This window comes from Dethiosulfatarculus sandiegensis (genome assembly GCF_000931935.2).
Lineage (GTDB): Bacteria > Desulfobacterota > Desulfarculia > Desulfarculales > Desulfarculaceae > Dethiosulfatarculus > Dethiosulfatarculus sandiegensis.
In genome coordinates this window covers 1-14,287 of record NZ_AZAC01000010.1, presented here as the reverse complement: position 1 = coordinate 14,287, position 14,287 = coordinate 1, and the positions used below count along the sequence as shown (strand labels likewise).

Annotated in this window: 11 protein-coding genes, 1 tRNA gene, 2 pseudogenes and 1 other annotated feature; of the genes and pseudogenes, 4 read left to right on the top strand and 10 right to left on the bottom strand. The window is 47.4% G+C overall.

The genetic code is table 11. The features are described from left to right. Nucleotides 1-188: 188 nt before the first annotated feature. The 3 genes from X474_RS25515 to X474_RS06750 form a co-directional block, all read right to left on the bottom strand. Nucleotides 189-2,045, bottom strand: coding sequence for a M48 family metallopeptidase (locus X474_RS25515; protein ID WP_082464201.1), 1,857 nt, complete (start codon nucleotides 2,043-2,045; stop codon nucleotides 189-191). A 79-nt stretch (nucleotides 2,046-2,124) separates the two neighbouring features. Further along, nucleotides 2,125-2,217 (bottom strand) — tRNA-Ser (locus tag X474_RS06755). Between the two features lie 335 nt (nucleotides 2,218-2,552). Next, nucleotides 2,553-2,972 carry a hypothetical protein gene (locus X474_RS06750; RefSeq protein WP_044347707.1) on the bottom strand — a complete coding sequence of 140 codons (420 nt, stop codon included), beginning with the start codon at nucleotides 2,970-2,972 and terminating at the stop codon, nucleotides 2,553-2,555. Nucleotides 2,973-3,414: 442 nt separating this feature from the next. Between X474_RS06750 and X474_RS06740 the strand changes: the two genes are divergently transcribed. Next, nucleotides 3,415-4,194: a tetratricopeptide repeat protein gene (locus tag X474_RS06740; RefSeq protein ID WP_197282008.1), complete on the top strand. Its 780-nt coding sequence runs from the start codon at nucleotides 3,415-3,417 to the stop codon at nucleotides 4,192-4,194. A gap of 9 nt (nucleotides 4,195-4,203) precedes the next feature. Here X474_RS06740 and X474_RS06735 read toward each other — a convergent pair whose 3' ends face one another. The 6 genes and pseudogenes from X474_RS06735 to X474_RS25510 all read right to left on the bottom strand — a co-directional run. After that, entirely contained in the window at nucleotides 4,204-5,064 is an 861-nt protein-coding gene (locus tag X474_RS06735) for a GNAT family N-acetyltransferase (RefSeq protein ID WP_044347704.1), read from the bottom strand. Between the two features lie 9 nt (nucleotides 5,065-5,073). Further along, nucleotides 5,074-6,432 (bottom strand): MiaB/RimO family radical SAM methylthiotransferase, encoded by a 1,359-nt coding sequence (locus tag X474_RS06730; protein WP_044347703.1) that lies wholly within the window; start codon nucleotides 6,430-6,432, stop codon nucleotides 5,074-5,076. Further along, nucleotides 6,429-7,826 carry a radical SAM/SPASM domain-containing protein gene (locus X474_RS06725; protein WP_044347702.1) on the bottom strand — a complete coding sequence of 466 codons (1,398 nt, stop codon included), beginning with the start codon at nucleotides 7,824-7,826 and terminating at the stop codon, nucleotides 6,429-6,431. Before X474_RS06725 ends, X474_RS06730 begins: the two co-directional genes overlap by 4 nt. A gap of 12 nt (nucleotides 7,827-7,838) precedes the next feature. Then, nucleotides 7,839-8,327: a hypothetical protein gene (locus tag X474_RS06720; RefSeq protein WP_044347701.1), complete on the bottom strand. Its 489-nt coding sequence runs from the start codon at nucleotides 8,325-8,327 to the stop codon at nucleotides 7,839-7,841. 622 nt (nucleotides 8,328-8,949) lie between these two features. Further along, nucleotides 8,950-9,180: a hypothetical protein gene (locus X474_RS26035; RefSeq protein ID WP_156360657.1), complete on the bottom strand. Its 231-nt coding sequence runs from the start codon at nucleotides 9,178-9,180 to the stop codon at nucleotides 8,950-8,952. Nucleotides 9,181-9,633: 453 nt separating this feature from the next. Then, nucleotides 9,634-10,651: pseudogene (locus X474_RS25510) on the bottom strand (IS3 family transposase); the annotation flags it as partial. Continuing rightward, nucleotides 10,296-10,412, bottom strand: a sequence feature (AL1L pseudoknot). Its footprint overlaps the pseudogene before it by 117 nt. A gap of 1,097 nt (nucleotides 10,652-11,748) precedes the next feature. On the opposite strand from X474_RS25510, the gene X474_RS26030 reads away from it, so the two are divergent. Beyond that, entirely contained in the window at nucleotides 11,749-12,222 is a 474-nt protein-coding gene (locus tag X474_RS26030; protein ID WP_156360656.1) for a hypothetical protein, read from the top strand. Here the strand turns inward: X474_RS26030 and X474_RS27210 are convergent. Continuing rightward, nucleotides 12,156-12,536, bottom strand: a pseudogene (locus X474_RS27210) (transposase); the annotation flags it as partial. The gene X474_RS26030 and the pseudogene X474_RS27210 overlap by 67 nt on opposite strands. Nucleotides 12,537-12,673: 137 nt before the next feature. Here X474_RS27210 and X474_RS06690 point away from each other — a divergent pair. Beyond that, the gene (locus X474_RS06690; protein ID WP_197282005.1) at nucleotides 12,674-13,705 is read left to right on the top strand and encodes a nucleotidyltransferase domain-containing protein; all 1,032 of its coding nucleotides are present in this window, start codon (nucleotides 12,674-12,676) and stop codon (nucleotides 13,703-13,705) included. A gap of 8 nt (nucleotides 13,706-13,713) precedes the next feature. Beyond that, entirely contained in the window at nucleotides 13,714-14,016 is a 303-nt protein-coding gene (locus X474_RS06685; protein WP_044347688.1) for a PqqD family peptide modification chaperone, read from the top strand. The last annotated feature ends 271 nt before the right edge of the window (nucleotides 14,017-14,287 follow it).

Here is a 14,287-nt window from a genome sequence, read left to right as displayed (position 1 = left end):
AGGTTCGATACGCTTCTGAACCGGCCAAAGCCGAAAAAGGAGAGCAAACGGCAGCGGGGTATAGATTCACCCATAAGATGATAAGCGGCTGATTATTGATCTATTATAAGATTAGTAATTTCAGTTGGTTGAAGATGTTTTCCAGCAAATCCCGGCGACCTTCAATAAAAGGCCGCCGGGATTTTTTATTAGCGTTTCCGGTTTTTGAGCGCCTCCTCAAAGCGTTTGATCTGGCTGAGGAAATATTCTTTCCTTTGGGTGGGGCCTGCGGCCAGGGCCGCCCGGGCCGCACTCAGGGCCAGATCGGGACGTCCGTTTATAAAAAAGGCCTCCGCCAGGGTGTCCCAGATATGGGGCAGGGGAGCGATCTGCACTGCTCGCTGGGCCAGGGCCAGGGCTTGGGCCGGATTTCTTAAAGCCTTATCCTTGGCTGTGGCATAGAACCAGGCCAGGCTGTTTAAGGCTTCCGCGTGTCTGGGGGCCAGCCTCACGGCTTGCCTCAGGTAATGCAGGGCCTCTTCTTCCTGGCCGGATTCGTATTTCATAATTCCCAAAGTCATGGAAAGGTTGGGGTCCAAAGGTGTTTGGGCAAGCTGGTTTTCCATCAGCCTGACAATGGTGGCCCGCCTTAAGCCCTGGGAAAGATCCATGCCTTGGGCAATCCAGCCCAATACGGCCAGTGAAAGCAGGCAGATTAAGTAAATATTTAAGGATTTTTTCAGGTTGCGGGCATGAATTTTTATGACCTTCGGGTCATCTTCCGCTCTTTCCAGGGCTTCCACCCTTTGGGCAATGGAAAAATGGTGCCAGGAAGGGGCTTGGCGGATATCGCCTGAGAGCAGGGCCACCTTTTCCAGAGCCAGACTCAAGGGCCCGGCCTCACCCATGAAGCGAAGAGCGAAAAAATCAGCCTGGCGTTCATAGTTCCGCATGAAATAGCCCATGATATAGCGCAGGTAGACGACCATCAAAATAACAAGGGGCAGGGCCATGAAAAGGCTTATGGCTGCTGTTCCCGGGCCTTCCTGGCTAAGCATGTTAGCGCCCCAGGACCATCCGGAAAGAATGTACAAGCCCCCCTGCAACAAAAGGCTCAAGGGCTCGGTCAGGGCATAGGCCGCCACAAAATAGCCGATAAAAAAGAAAAGATATTTTTGCAGGTGTTTATGGTGAACATGGCCCGCCTCATGGGCCACCACCCCGGCCAGTTCACTGGGGGTGAGCTCCCTGGTTAGGGCAGGGGTGAGCAGGAGATAACGGAACCTGGAAAAGACCCCCAGCACCCCGGCGGTGAGCAGTTGGCCGTTTAAGATGGGCCAGGAAAGGATGGCTGAAACCTTCACACCCGCCCGGGACAAGACCGTTTCCGCCAAGTCGCGAACCGGGCCTTGGGGCCAGATGCGGCATCCCCACCACGCCCTGATCAAGGGCGGGAAAAAAGCGGCCATGATAAGAAGAAAAATCAATAAAAAGGCGATATCTCCGGCCTGGGTGCTTAAAAGTTCCCTGCCGTGGGGAATCAAAAAACTGAAAAGGTCCCTTAAGACCACCACCATGAACCAGGGAAAGGTCACGGGAGCCACAAAACGGGCCTGGCCCAGTATGTAGTTTTTGCGGGAAAGGCTTTGACCTAAAACACGCTCTTCAACCGGGTAAACCGTGGCCCAGACCAGCAGGGAAAGCAGGAAAAATAAAATCACTGCGCTTAATCCCAAAAGGGTCTCGGATTCGGCCAGGTGGGGTATCCGAAGCAGGTGGGCTTTAAGGTCCAGGGCAGTGATCATGAACAGTAAACAGGCAACACTGGCCGCATGGGCCTTGGCCACAAAGGCCCGGGCCCGGGAGCCGGGGTCTTTTGCGTATCCTTCACTCTGAACCTTTTTGATGAAAAAAAGACCGGCGAATTTGATTCCCAGCCAAAGCCAGAAAGCGGCCAGCAGGCAGGCGAAGAGGGTCTCAAACCAGGAAAGAGTGGGAGGAGATGGTGTGTAGGCCTCAAAGACCACCATGACCAGGATAAAGGCTATGATCTGGGCGAACAGCATAGTCGGCTCTTTTCTGCTGGTGATACAAAAAAACAGGGCTCGGGGAATATCGCCCCGGGCCCTGTCTAATATGCTTATCTGGCGGAGAGAGAGGGATTCGAACCCTCGGAGGAGCTTTTAACCCCTCACTCGCTTAGCAGGCGAGCACCTTCGGCCACTCGGTCATCTCTCCATTTGCCTGGTGTATTTACTATATGCGCGGGTTGTGGTCAAGCCGTGATGTTAGATTCATGGCATTCCATCACTATAAAAATCTAACTTTCCTTAAAAAAAATTTGGCGGTCGTTTTAGAATCCGTGTTCAGAAGGATGAATCAAATTGCCTGGGCCCTGATCTTTAAAACGTTTGCCCGGGGAAGGTGACGCCAAAACCAGGCCCTGATCCATTGATTGAAGGCTAACTCCTTTTTGACACGGAAATTTTCGCCTAAACCACAGTGCATTCCAAAAAGGTTAACACGCCCCATTTGTCTTTACAAGCAAGCCGGGAGCAGCGCCTTTTAGCTTATTAAGGTCGAGTCATATACCAGTAGAAACAGGCAAGCATGATGGCGTCCTTGACCAGTATCAGAAAAGTTCCCCAGGCTGCCAGCCCCAAGCCTTTTAAGTTGGGTATGCTTCCTTTATTTTTTAACCAGGATTTATTTAAGGCCAGGCCAATGAATAAAATGGCGGCCAGGTTTTCCAGCCAGAATTGGGGGACTGGGGATACGGCGGGTCGGTAGCCTCCCAACATAAAATAAATCAAAAGCATGAGCCAGTGGCCCAAGGTGTCCTGCAAAACAAGATACAGCCAGGAATGTTTATAGGAAAAAGGCCGCTTAAGGAATTTGGCGGCCAGAGGGGAAAAAATAAAAGCAAGGATAAGAGAGCTTAATATCGCTGTGATCAATACACTGATTGTCAGGATCAAGTACTCCTTAAGCATGATCGCCTTCCGAAAAAACGGTTAATCAACATTTGGTGGAAAAAGAACGCAACTTGTTGTTTTTTAATTAAATATAAGCTGTTAATCTGTGACGGCTCAAACCGGTTCGGTGAATTACGGGCCTTTAAAGGGCAAGTTCACCTGAATCAAAATAACCGATGATACAAAGCAGTCGGTTGGTGTAAAGGGATATCTTCCCAAGTGCACCCTTATTTGCGCAGCCATAATATGTACAGTGGAAAAGTATTTTTTTCTATGTGTATACTTTACTATGAAGTCTCTTGATTAGACCAGGTAATTGCCAAGTTCCTTTTGGGAGAAAGGTGTCTGAGTGGTTATTAAAGCCCCAGGCTGGAGGCATGCCTCAAACCTCTCAGGAATCAGTTTGAGAGCCGGGTTGTCAGTTGTTTTTATTTTTGCATTCTTTTTTATTGCAAACCCGGTGTCGGCAGAAACCCTTTTGGGCAATATAACGGCCACAGGCCCGGAGACTCTCACCATTCTTATCTGGGGGCCTTGTGATCACAAAGGTCCTCCTTTAAGCCCTGATAGTTCAAAATGCCCCAGATCAGACCCTGTTTGCCTGCCCAGGGTTGGTGACGAGTTGTCCGTATTGGTGCCCAGACAGGGCTATTTTTATCGGGAGGTGGCCAGGGGCAAGGTAAAGGCCATTATAAGGAACAGTGCCACTGCTTCGTGGCATTCGGTGAATAACGGCCAGCCCAAGCCGGGGCATCAGGCAGTGATTTATTCAGCCGACCCCACGGGTGCGGGGATTAACCGCAACAAAACCGGACCACCGGGATGCGGTAAACTGGGCGGCGAGCATGACTGGCGCTTCCGTCGTTCCCAGACCAGGCCTCCCTGGTCTGAGGCTGAAACGGCCTATGACAAAGGGCACAGCCTTGAGTTTCCCCAGCCCGGCCAAAAATCGGATTATGCCCGGGCGTCAGTTTATTATGAAAAAGCGGCCGAAAAAGGCCAGGCCAAGGCCGCCTTCAGGCTCTACTATATTTACCTCAAAGGTAAGGCGGGGGAGAAAAGCAAGGAAAAGGCTATCATGTGGCTTAAAAAAACCGCCAAACTGGGTCACAGCGGAGCCCAGGCCATGCTGGGCGATTACTACGCACCCCTGGATCGAAAAAGGGCTGTTTACTGGTATGAGCGGGCTGCAAGGCAGGGCAATATCAAGGCCAGCCTGGCTCTGAAAAAGCTTGAGTGAGATAAAGAGTTAATCAAGCCTTTTTTCCCACCATTCCACCTGATCCACAGGCGACAATGAGCCAAGATGTTTTTCCCCGCAAAAACTGAACCAACCCGGATAACCCATTTGAAAGGCCCGCTCATTAAACAGCCGGACCCAGTCTGAAGGCGCTTCTCCCCATAAAAAAGACCAGGCCGGATTGGATTTGTCTTCCCCTGAAAAACCCAGCCATATAGGAGCATCGCGGTTCTTCCAAATAAAGGGCGCGGCGCTTTTTTTGCCTATGAGTTTGGGATAGCTCATGTGAAATTGGTTGTGGTGGTGTATGGGAGGCTGATTGTTGCCAAGGTTCAGGATATTTTCCCCAGGTATTTTATTTTCTTCTTGCCAAAGTTGATGGGTGGTTTCGTCTTGGCTGTCTTGACTTACCTCGTATCTGGTAAGGTTTTTTTGAAAGCCCAAATTAGCGTAAAACCCCAGGGCGTGACTTTCCGGCATGGTTATCAGCTTGAGAAAACCCCTTTTCCTTAAAAAGGCAAAAGCATGAAGCAGCATGTTTTTACCCAGTCCGGAGCCTTGGAGACTGTTGTGAATATTGATTATGGCCAGATAAGCGTTTTTTTCATCAATGGGTTCGATCTCAATTTCTCCGACCAAACGGCCTTCCAAGTATCCCACCAATATGGCCGCATTGCACTTAAGCATGGTTTTTAGGTAGCTTTGGGCCAGCTCCTTTGCCAGCCAGGGGCCGCCCAGGTTGAACCAGCCCTTGAGATCATTATCATTAGGCAGGCTTTTCTGATCCGACAGTTCACTGCGGTGGAGCTCTACAATTCCGTTAAGATCTCTTTTCAGGGATAAGCGCTCTATTTTAAGTGATCCTTTCATTGCAATCCTTTACGAAACCGCCAGGAGGTCGTATCCGTCCCTGCCTTCAATTTTGGCCTTTATTATGCCTTTGGGGAAGCTTTCGGAGTTGGTGCGCAGAAAAACTCTGGCGTCTTCCGGTGCGTCCCACAAACTGCGACCCATCAGGGGATAGGAGTCTTTAAAACGGAAATCTCGGTTAGGGCCTTCCAGAATTACGGAAATTGACTCACTTTTCCATTTTAGCGCCTGTTTGGTGAATACTTGGCGCTGGGCTTGGGTGAGAATTCTTTGCCGCTCTTTTATCTCCCGGCTGGAATTGTTGTTTGGGTACAGTTCCGCCCTGGTTCCTGTTTCCCGTGAAAATGGAAAGACATTTATATACCGGAACCAGCCCTGGTCTATAAACTCAAGCAACTCATTAAAGTGTTTTTGGGTCTCTCCCGGAAAGCCAACAATAAAGGAGCTGACTATCTGTAGTCTGGGGATTTTTCGGAAAAGCTTATCCAGCAGCCTGAAGACCTGATCAGAGCTGTAGCCTCTGGCCATGGCTTTAAGCATCTGTTGACTGATATGCTGCAGGGGCAGATCCAAATAAGGGCATATCCTTGGTTCGCTTGCCGTCAAATCTATGAGTTCTTCTGTAAAATTCGTGGGATGACAATAATTTAGGCGAATCCATTTTGCTTGGGTGTTTTTAAGTAAAAGCCGCAAAAGCCCGGCCAGGTCCGGCAGGTTTGGCTGGTCCTGTCCATAGGCTGTTATTTCCTGTCCTATCAGGTTCAGCTCCAATACTCCTGACTCTGTTAACATTTTAGCTTCTTTTACTATCTCTTCGGCAGAGCGGGAGTATAAAGGTCCTCTAATGAGCGGTATTGAGCAAAAAGTGCATTTATTGGAGCAGCCCTCAGAGAGTTTTAAAAAAGCACTTTGGTTTATAGACGAGGCGGTTGGGCTCAGTTTGAGGAATCGGGCAAATGATTCTGGAGCAGGATTTGACTTGAATGGCCGGTTTGTAAACATCTTTTCCAAGATTTCCGGGAGGAGCAAGTAGCAGTCTGTCGTGACCAGGGCATGGACAGGCAGGGACATCTTTATTTGATTATGGTCCAGATAATTGGGCAGGCAGCCCAAGAGCACAAAATAGCAATTCAGTTTTTCAGATTGCCGGGCCAGGTTTTCCACTCTTTTATAAGTAGCCTCCCGGGCCTCATGGGTGAAAGAACAGGTGTTTAAAAATATTACATCCGGTTTTTGGGATCCCTTTGCAGCGCTATAGCCGTTTTCCTTTAACAGTGTGCAGAGTTTGTCCGAATCGACTTGGTTTTTTGAGCAGCCCAGAGTAATAAGGCGAAACAAACGCCTTTTAGAAGGAATTTTTTGAGTCATGACACCAGGTCCTCCTCATTCAAAACCGGGCAGAGACGGTCTGGAAGATTCACTAATGGATCATGCGGCTTGATTCTTCGGGCCAAACACCCGCCTTGACAAATTTTGACCAAATGGCAACCCCGGCACTGGTCCGGAATCTTGGTTTTTTGGCGAATTTTATTTAAAACCGGTGCGTTGAACCAAATATCCTCCAGGCTGTTATCTTTTATATTACCGGCTACATATTTTGGGTAAGGCAGATTGATGCAGGGAAGCACTTCGCCGGTGGGCAATATTTCCAAAGGATAGGCCCCGGCCGAACAGCCGGATATCAGTTTGTTGTATCTGGTGGGAAGGACTTTGGCCTGGTATTGGGAGGCGGTATAGGTCCAATAAAGCTGGCAGCCAAAGAGCTGATATGATGTGGATGTGTTCTGGTCGGCAACATATTGGCGCAGGGCTTTATCAACCTCTGCATACCAGAGGTTGCCCGGGAAATTAACGTCTGATCGTCCATTACGATATAGCAGGTTTAAAAACCAGACCTCTGCGCCCAGTTCGGCGCAGAGATCGTATATTTCCTTCAGGTCTTCCAGAGGCTGTCCCAGCCCAATTGTGTTCACATTGAACCTGATCCCTCTGGCAGCGATTTTTTTCAAATTGGCAAAAACCAGATGCTCAGGTTGCCCCACGGTTTTTTCATGAATGTGTTTTCTCGGTGATTCCAGGGATAGGCAGATCAGTGAATTGGGATTTTCCTCCAAGGCCTTGAGCAATGGTTCGGGAATGAAAAGTCCATTGGTGGTCAAGGCCAGGGGAATTTTTAATTCTCCGGCCTTTTTTATTATTTCCGGCATATCGGGGTATAGGGTTGGCTCTCCTCCTAAAATGGCCAGGCCGGGGATTCCCATGTCCGCGGCTTGGTCCATAACCGAAAGCCAATCATCCAAACCGACTTTCTGGGGCAGTGCCTTTACGTTTGGGGTGAGAAAGCAGAAATCACAGTCTTGCTGGCATTTCATGGTTACATACAAGGTTATTGAGCTTGGGCCTGCCAGACATTCAAACCCCTGCGCCTTGATCCGTCCAGTTCGCACTTGATCAACAAGATCGGCAAACAAAGGTTTCGGTAATTGTTTTGTTTGATTACAGGGAGTCAGGACCCCGATTTGGGTGAGGATCTCAACTTGTGGTGCAAAATGTTCCAGGCGGTGGAGCTGCATTACCGCTGAACATGCTTGTTCATAGCCTCCACCCAGGTAAAGAAGGCGCAGAAAATCCGTGTGATAGGGGTCCAACTCCCAGGCTGGTGTTCCGCCCCTGGCAAAGAGCAGTCCGGAAGAACGCTCTTGCCTGATTATAAAGCCGGATTCAAAGGAAAATGAATATGCCGGCTTTATATTTTGTTGCAAAGACGGCACCGGCTATTTTTTCCAGTCCTTGTCTCCCTTGGCCATCTGATCCGGGCCCAACTCCACCGGTTCAATGCTGTAGACTCCTTCTTTCTTCCAGGTGCGATCACCCTTGGCCATCATGGCCTCATCCTCTTCCACCGGGATGATGCAATAGACATCGTCAGTGGCCCAGTCCTTATCCCCTTTGGCCATTACCGATTCCTCGCTATCGGCCGGCACTATGCGGAAAACCGCTTCTTTTTTCCAGGTGCGATCCCCTTTGGCCATTACGGATTCTTCCACATCGACAGGCAGTATCCGGTAGATGGCAGGCTCTGCCCAATCCTTGTCACCTTTTGGCATTAAAGCCGCTTCTTCTTCTACTTCCTGGATTGTAAAGAGTCCGTTTTTCTTCCAGGTCTTGTCACCTTTAGCCATTTGAGCGACATCTTCTTCTACGGCAACAATGGTAAAGGCCTTTCCCGGAGCTTTTTTCCGGAAGTCTTTTTCTTTGCCCATTTGTTCCTCCCTTTGTATGGACCTCACCTGAAGAGGCCCTTTTTCGAAGTTATTTTTGTTGTGGAATTGGGCAAGCATATACAAGCATATTTAATATAAATTGGAGAGGTTGGTTATGGCAATAAAAATAGGAATAAAGTTGGGTGTTTGAAAAAATATCATGAGATTATTTACTAATAATTCTTAATATTAAATCATTAGTTTCAGGTACGTATATTACTATTAATTTTAAATATTAAAAATGGGGATTAAACTGGTACTTGTTATATAATAGCTGTTATATCAATAAGTTACTCTTCGGATGTACGGTTGATTTTTCGGAGGAAGTACGAATTGAAAAAGGATTTATGAAAATATATGCCATTTCCCGATTTGGCATAGTTAGTAGTCACATTGTCAGTATGTCTTGATGGATGATTGATTTCCATATTAAGAGGTTTTTTCGAGGTAATTTATTGTTTGTTTCCTTGTTACCATCTGGGGTAAAACAATCCCGGGATTGCCGGAGACATGACCTGTTATTTCCAGGCCGGTGAACAATAGATGTTACCTTAATCAGGCCGCACCTGTAGTTCCCGGTTTACCACCGGTTTTAAACCAATAAAAATTTAGAGAAACTTCCTTAATTTTTAATGGTTATGCTCATGAACTTCTGAAGAATGCGCAGGATGGTCGTGATCATGAGGGCCGTGCTCACCGGTATGATCGTGATCATGGATCTCTTTTGCACCACCGTGTGAATGTGCGTGGCTGTGTTCGTGGGAGTGTTCATGCTCGTGGGTATGAGTATGTTGGTGCGTGTGTGTCTCCTCCCCGTGGGAATGTTTATGCTCATGAACATGGGAATGCTCATGATTATGAAGATGTTTATGCTCGTGATTTCCTTCCATGTGGAACTCCTTTTATAAAAAAAAATTATTAAGAATCGCTCTTGATGCGGCTATCATGGCTCCGTGAAATAATTCACGATATTATTTTGTAATTTTAACAAGTTACTATAGATGTTAGTATTGGATTCATCTCCTTGTCAATCGCTGATTTTATCATGAAAAGCCATTGCCCGGGCAGTCTGCTTGGGACGTAGTCAACAAGTTCTGCAAAAATCCAACCTTCCGGATGAAGTTCTGGTCACGGAAAAAAAGGGAGGTGTTGATCAGGTTTGTTGTCTATGCCGGGGAGATGTCAAAAGTGAATCCAAACCAGGCTATACCAACAAAATCACCATCCCTTTCATAGGAACCGCACCAAGGCGTTGTTTCATACTGAACCGCCCCGGGAAATCCGGAGAGGTTTTTGTTTGAGTCTCGGCCACCATGGTCTGACCCTGTTTATCCTGATCATACATCTGTTCCAGCTCGGCAAGCGGGATATTTCCGATTGGCTCCAACAAGCACCGGTTGTTGGAGCCAATCCACCCAAGCCAAAGTGGCGAATTCCACGGCCTGGCGATGCTTCCAGGGGCCTTGTTTGTTGATCACTTCAGTTTTGTATAAGCCGATAACCGATTCGGCCATGGCGTTGTCAGCGCTAAGGGGCAGGTCTGTTTTGAGCGAATTTGATAGCCACCAGCCCACTATCATGCGGGCAAATAAATCGATGATAAAGGCCACGTAGGCGAGGGCAAGCCAGATCGAAACATAGGTGAGATCGGCGATCCACAGCTCATTGGGACGCTCGGCCGTTAAGTTGCGCCGGACCAAGTCGGTCGGACAAAAAGCGTCATCTTCCGGCGTGGTGGTCCTAACCTTCTTGCCCCTCACTGCACCGGTCAGACCCATTACTCCACCGTGCACCGGCCACTTCTATTTCATCACGAAGAAGCCGGCGCCATACCTTGCGCGCTCCATAAACCCGGAAGTTATCATTCCACACCCGGCGTATCTCAACGCTCAGATAGGCATCCCGCTTGGCCTTTTTCGGCAGGCGCTTAAGATTGGCCTGTCTGGCCTTGTGCTCATAGTAGACCGGCGGGGCGATCGGCAGCATCGCGCAGATCGGCTCGACCCCGTGGGCCTGGCGTTGATTGTCGATAAAGGAAACCATCACTTCCGTAGGCGGGCGAGCTCCGCCTGGGCGAAAAACGTCGACGCTTGGCGCAGTATCTCATTAGCCCGCCGTAGCTCACGGTTCTCACGTTTCAGTTGCTTGAGCTCTTCACGCTCTGATGTTGTCGTACCGGTGCGAAGACCCTGATCACGCTCGGCTTGCCTCACCCAGCGCCGCAGGGTCTCGCAGGTGCAACCCACTTTGGGAGCTATCGAACTGATGGCTGACCATTGCGTGCCGTACTCCACTAAAAATTCCAGGTAGCACAAAATCGATATAGCAGCAGAACCCCACCCAGGTAAATTATATTTTATAAAGTTTTGTGAGCTCACATATATGGCTCTTTGTGCCTTTTCCCCCCATCGTATCGGTTTTACTTTAGATCACCAGATAAAAAATTTAGTCCTCTTCTCTTGTCTATTCATGGAAGTTTTGTTGCCTTTTGATATGGGGTTGAATCGTAGGGTTTGCTACGCCATAAAGGGCTGAGCCGGTAAGCAGAGCGCTTAGGCTTATCTGGATTGGCACAATAAAATGTGTGGACTATTCATGCCTAGTGTTATATGGGCATAAAGCCAAAGGAAAAAACTCGTACCACATTAATAACAAGTTTTAAAATATATAATATATTAAGGTAAAATCAGGAGGTTTAATTTTGTTTCAAAAAGCCTGTTACTTAATCTAATATAGTGTGATTACCTTTAATGAATCCATTCATGGATTTTTTAATTCACATTGAATCCAACCTATCCGACACCCTTAACCTGACTATTTTTAAAAATTAGAGTTGACAGGCAAAGTGTAAAGTTTTTGTATATTTCGAATTGACAATACAGTCTTTCTTCTATTTCTAAGCATGTTAAACAAATTCATGTGGTTATCGACTTACGAAGAGAAGCTATAAGGTAATCTTCCTAACCTCTATAGAAAAGCTGCAAGCTGAGGGGAATCTCGCCCAACAATGCAGTACTTTAAACTACTTATAAATAGTTTGTCGTCTGGGGCACAATTCAAACTTGCAAAAATTTAAGTCCTGAGGATTTAAGCTCTTCCAGGACCATTTACGCAAGCTTACCCGGATTTATTTACTAGCTGTATTTATTGAACTTACAGGATTTGCAATTTTGTAGTAATACGTTAAGATTCCATCTAATTGGGGTAATCTGGCACCCATATGGTATCCAAAATCAGGCTTTCCTGGGTTGATAAAAAAATTGTACAGAACAATAAACGGGTTACTGTTAAATGATAGCCAACAATAAAGGTCCTCAGAGTAACTGTTAGAAGAAGTCACTCTTATAAAATTTTTCAATATTACACGGGCCTTTCGTCAACAGAAAATAAAACAAAGCCTCCCGGCTGTTACGAGATGAAAATGCCAGGATTTACCAAGAGGCTCTTAAACAACTTAGCGCCAACGGGTAAAGAATATGTTAAGTGGGATACGGAAAGTTCAGGCTTAAGTGGACGGATCAGGCCCACAGACCGGAAAGTATTTTTCCGTGAGTGCAGAACTCTTGAAGTCAGGCAAATAAAACTATTCACTTGGTCTTACTGTAGATTGCCAATTAACTTGGGCCACAAAGAAGCCAGGTCGTATCTTGCCAAGCGTGATAAAGGTGAAGATGTCACCACCACTAGGAGCAAGGCACGGAAAGCACCAACCACCAAAAAGCTAGCGGAAAGACATTTCAAAAAGCACGTTATCCCACCTAAAAAGCCGTTCAGTGTTTCTCGTGATTATAGGTCGAGGGAAAGGCTTATCGTCCCTGTTTTTGCCTCCTATAAAATCAAGGTGTTTGCCCAGTTCAGAGGTGTTTCCCCGAAGAGTTTTAGAAGGATAGCATAGATGCTTTCCTTTCTGTTATTGAACCCGAACTCCGACTTCTTTAGGGACAGATAAAATGTGTACCGGTTCATGCCATAAAGTTTCTCGAGCCTCGCCTTAGCGAATGAACAGAAGGACTCAAGGCCGTTTTTGTGGTCGCGCCAGCTACCGAACTTAACACGGCCATGGTGGACACGAAAATGCTTTTGGTAACCCAAGTTGACCAAACCATTATAACCACGCCAGCAATCGGTATGTATGGCACCTTTGATGCCCTCCTCTCTTCGTATGCTGGCTTGCAGAGTGGCCTGAACGCAATCAGCCACGATTTCGGTATGGACTCTGCCTTACCCTTCCGCAGGAAGAATGTAGAGTCGGTGGAAGTGGCGGTAGCTTATAACCTTTAAATTTGTTGTTTTTTATGAATTATCTTAGTGAAATACGCGCTTTTATCCAGGGTGGTTCGCCCTGTTTGACAGATATTTCCGGTCTTGTGGCTTTTGCCAAAGCTCACGGCATTGAGCCCTTTTTGCGTCATAAACTAAAAGGCATTCCGATATCCGGTGATTTTTCGGGCCATGATCGCTTGTTAGCCAGGGTGACTCATCAGGCGCGTATTGATAAGTTACAAAAACAACTCAAAGCTATATTGCACTGTTTGAAACAGGGGGGGATTGAAACCTTGGTATTCAGGGGGCCCGCCCTGGCGAACAGGCATTACAAAAATGCCTATTTGCGTTCTTATGCGGACCTGGATCTTTTGGTCCGGCCTGAACAGGTTGATTTTGCCCTAAGCCTATTAATATCTGATGGCTTTACATATTATTTCCCGAAAAAAAGAGAAGTAGTGGAACCGATTGAAAGGCGCAAAGGGGTTTTTACGCTGCTGCGTGGTGACTTGGTTCTGGATCTACATATAAAACCACTAACCGGCCCCTTTAGCCCGTTTAGTGATGTAGAGCCTTTTTTTTCCCGCAAGGTGGAGTGCGGCATTGCGGGCCGCACCTGCCACACCCTGTCAGATGAAGATTGCCTTTTAATGCTGGCCTGCCACGGCCCACAGCACTATTGGCAAAAGCTTAGGCATCTGATGGATATACATTTTCTCCTAAAATCAAATCCCAACCTGGACTGGCTTTACACCATTGATCAGGCCCAGAAGTTGCGTGTGGAAAAGGCCCTTTTTTTGGCCTTGAATCTTTTGGCTCAGACTTTGGGGACGGATGCGCGTGACCAATATCAAAATGCAGGAGGTGGAACCTACCGGATCCAGAATAGTTGCCGCTTTATTATAAACCAAGTCCTCTTGGCCGACCCCGGAAAAGCGCCGCTACTTACAGCATTGCGTGTGCGATTGGCCTCTTGCCAAAACCGGCGGCAAATGGCTCAGGTTTTTGGGGAAAAAGTATTTTCCCCCATGCCTGCGGATATTCTTTTCACTAATTTGCGCTTGCCCCGGTCTTTATATGGCGGAGTGCGTCTGTTGCGCCTAATGGGCAAGTAGGGAGCGTCATGATCAACGATAGTAAACTCTATCAAAATAAATGTGACATTGGCGAAGACACAGGTGATGGCTATGTGATTTATCGCCGCAATGACAAAGCCGAAGAAGAGGTGCATATCCTCAATGAAACCGCTTTTGAAATCTTTGAGATGTGCAACGGCAAAATACGTAACGAGATTATGGAATATTTTCGGCTGAATTATGAATTGGACAAGGAAAATTTGGCCCTGGTGAACGGGGCCATTGACGACATGCTCGAGAAAGGAATCATCACCGCAGAAAAACAGACACGGAACTCTACTCCCCTGTAGAGCTTGCATAAAGAAAACGGCAGATGCCGCTTTGGTGACCCCGGTGGTGGCAAGTTATCTGGTTTCGGACTTGGTTAAGAGCGCTGGGGCGCAAGAAGAATACAAGAATCAAAAGAGTGGTGGCTGGGAGAATGATTGATCAACAAAGTGGCATTTCCCCTGAAGGCTTCTTGGCAAGAATCGGCGGCTCCATGGTAAAGGCAACATATGGCTAGTACAACCATACAATGGCAGGTGCTCGATATAAAAGTAAGGCTTAAACTTCCTGACA

Excerpts from the sequence above, each read along its gene's own strand:
- X474_RS25515 (WP_082464201.1), bottom strand. The coding sequence starts at position 2,045 with ATGCTGTTCGCCCAGATCATAGCCTTTATCCTGGTCATGGTGGTCTTT.
- X474_RS06750 (WP_044347707.1), bottom strand. The coding sequence starts at position 2,972 with ATGCTTAAGGAGTACTTGATCCTGACAATCAGTGTATTGATCACAGCG.
- X474_RS06735 (WP_044347704.1), bottom strand. The coding sequence starts at position 5,064 with ATGAAAGGATCACTTAAAATAGAGCGCTTATCCCTGAAAAGAGATCTT.
- X474_RS06730 (WP_044347703.1), bottom strand. The coding sequence starts at position 6,432 with ATGACTCAAAAAATTCCTTCTAAAAGGCGTTTGTTTCGCCTTATTACT.
- X474_RS06720 (WP_044347701.1), bottom strand. The coding sequence starts at position 8,327 with ATGGGCAAAGAAAAAGACTTCCGGAAAAAAGCTCCGGGAAAGGCCTTT.
- X474_RS26035 (WP_156360657.1), bottom strand. The coding sequence starts at position 9,180 with ATGAGCATTCCCATGTTCATGAGCATAAACATTCCCACGGGGAGGAGA.
- X474_RS26030 (WP_156360656.1), top strand. The coding sequence starts at position 11,749 with ATGCCAGGATTTACCAAGAGGCTCTTAAACAACTTAGCGCCAACGGGT.
- X474_RS06685 (WP_044347688.1), top strand. The coding sequence starts at position 13,714 with ATGATCAACGATAGTAAACTCTATCAAAATAAATGTGACATTGGCGAA.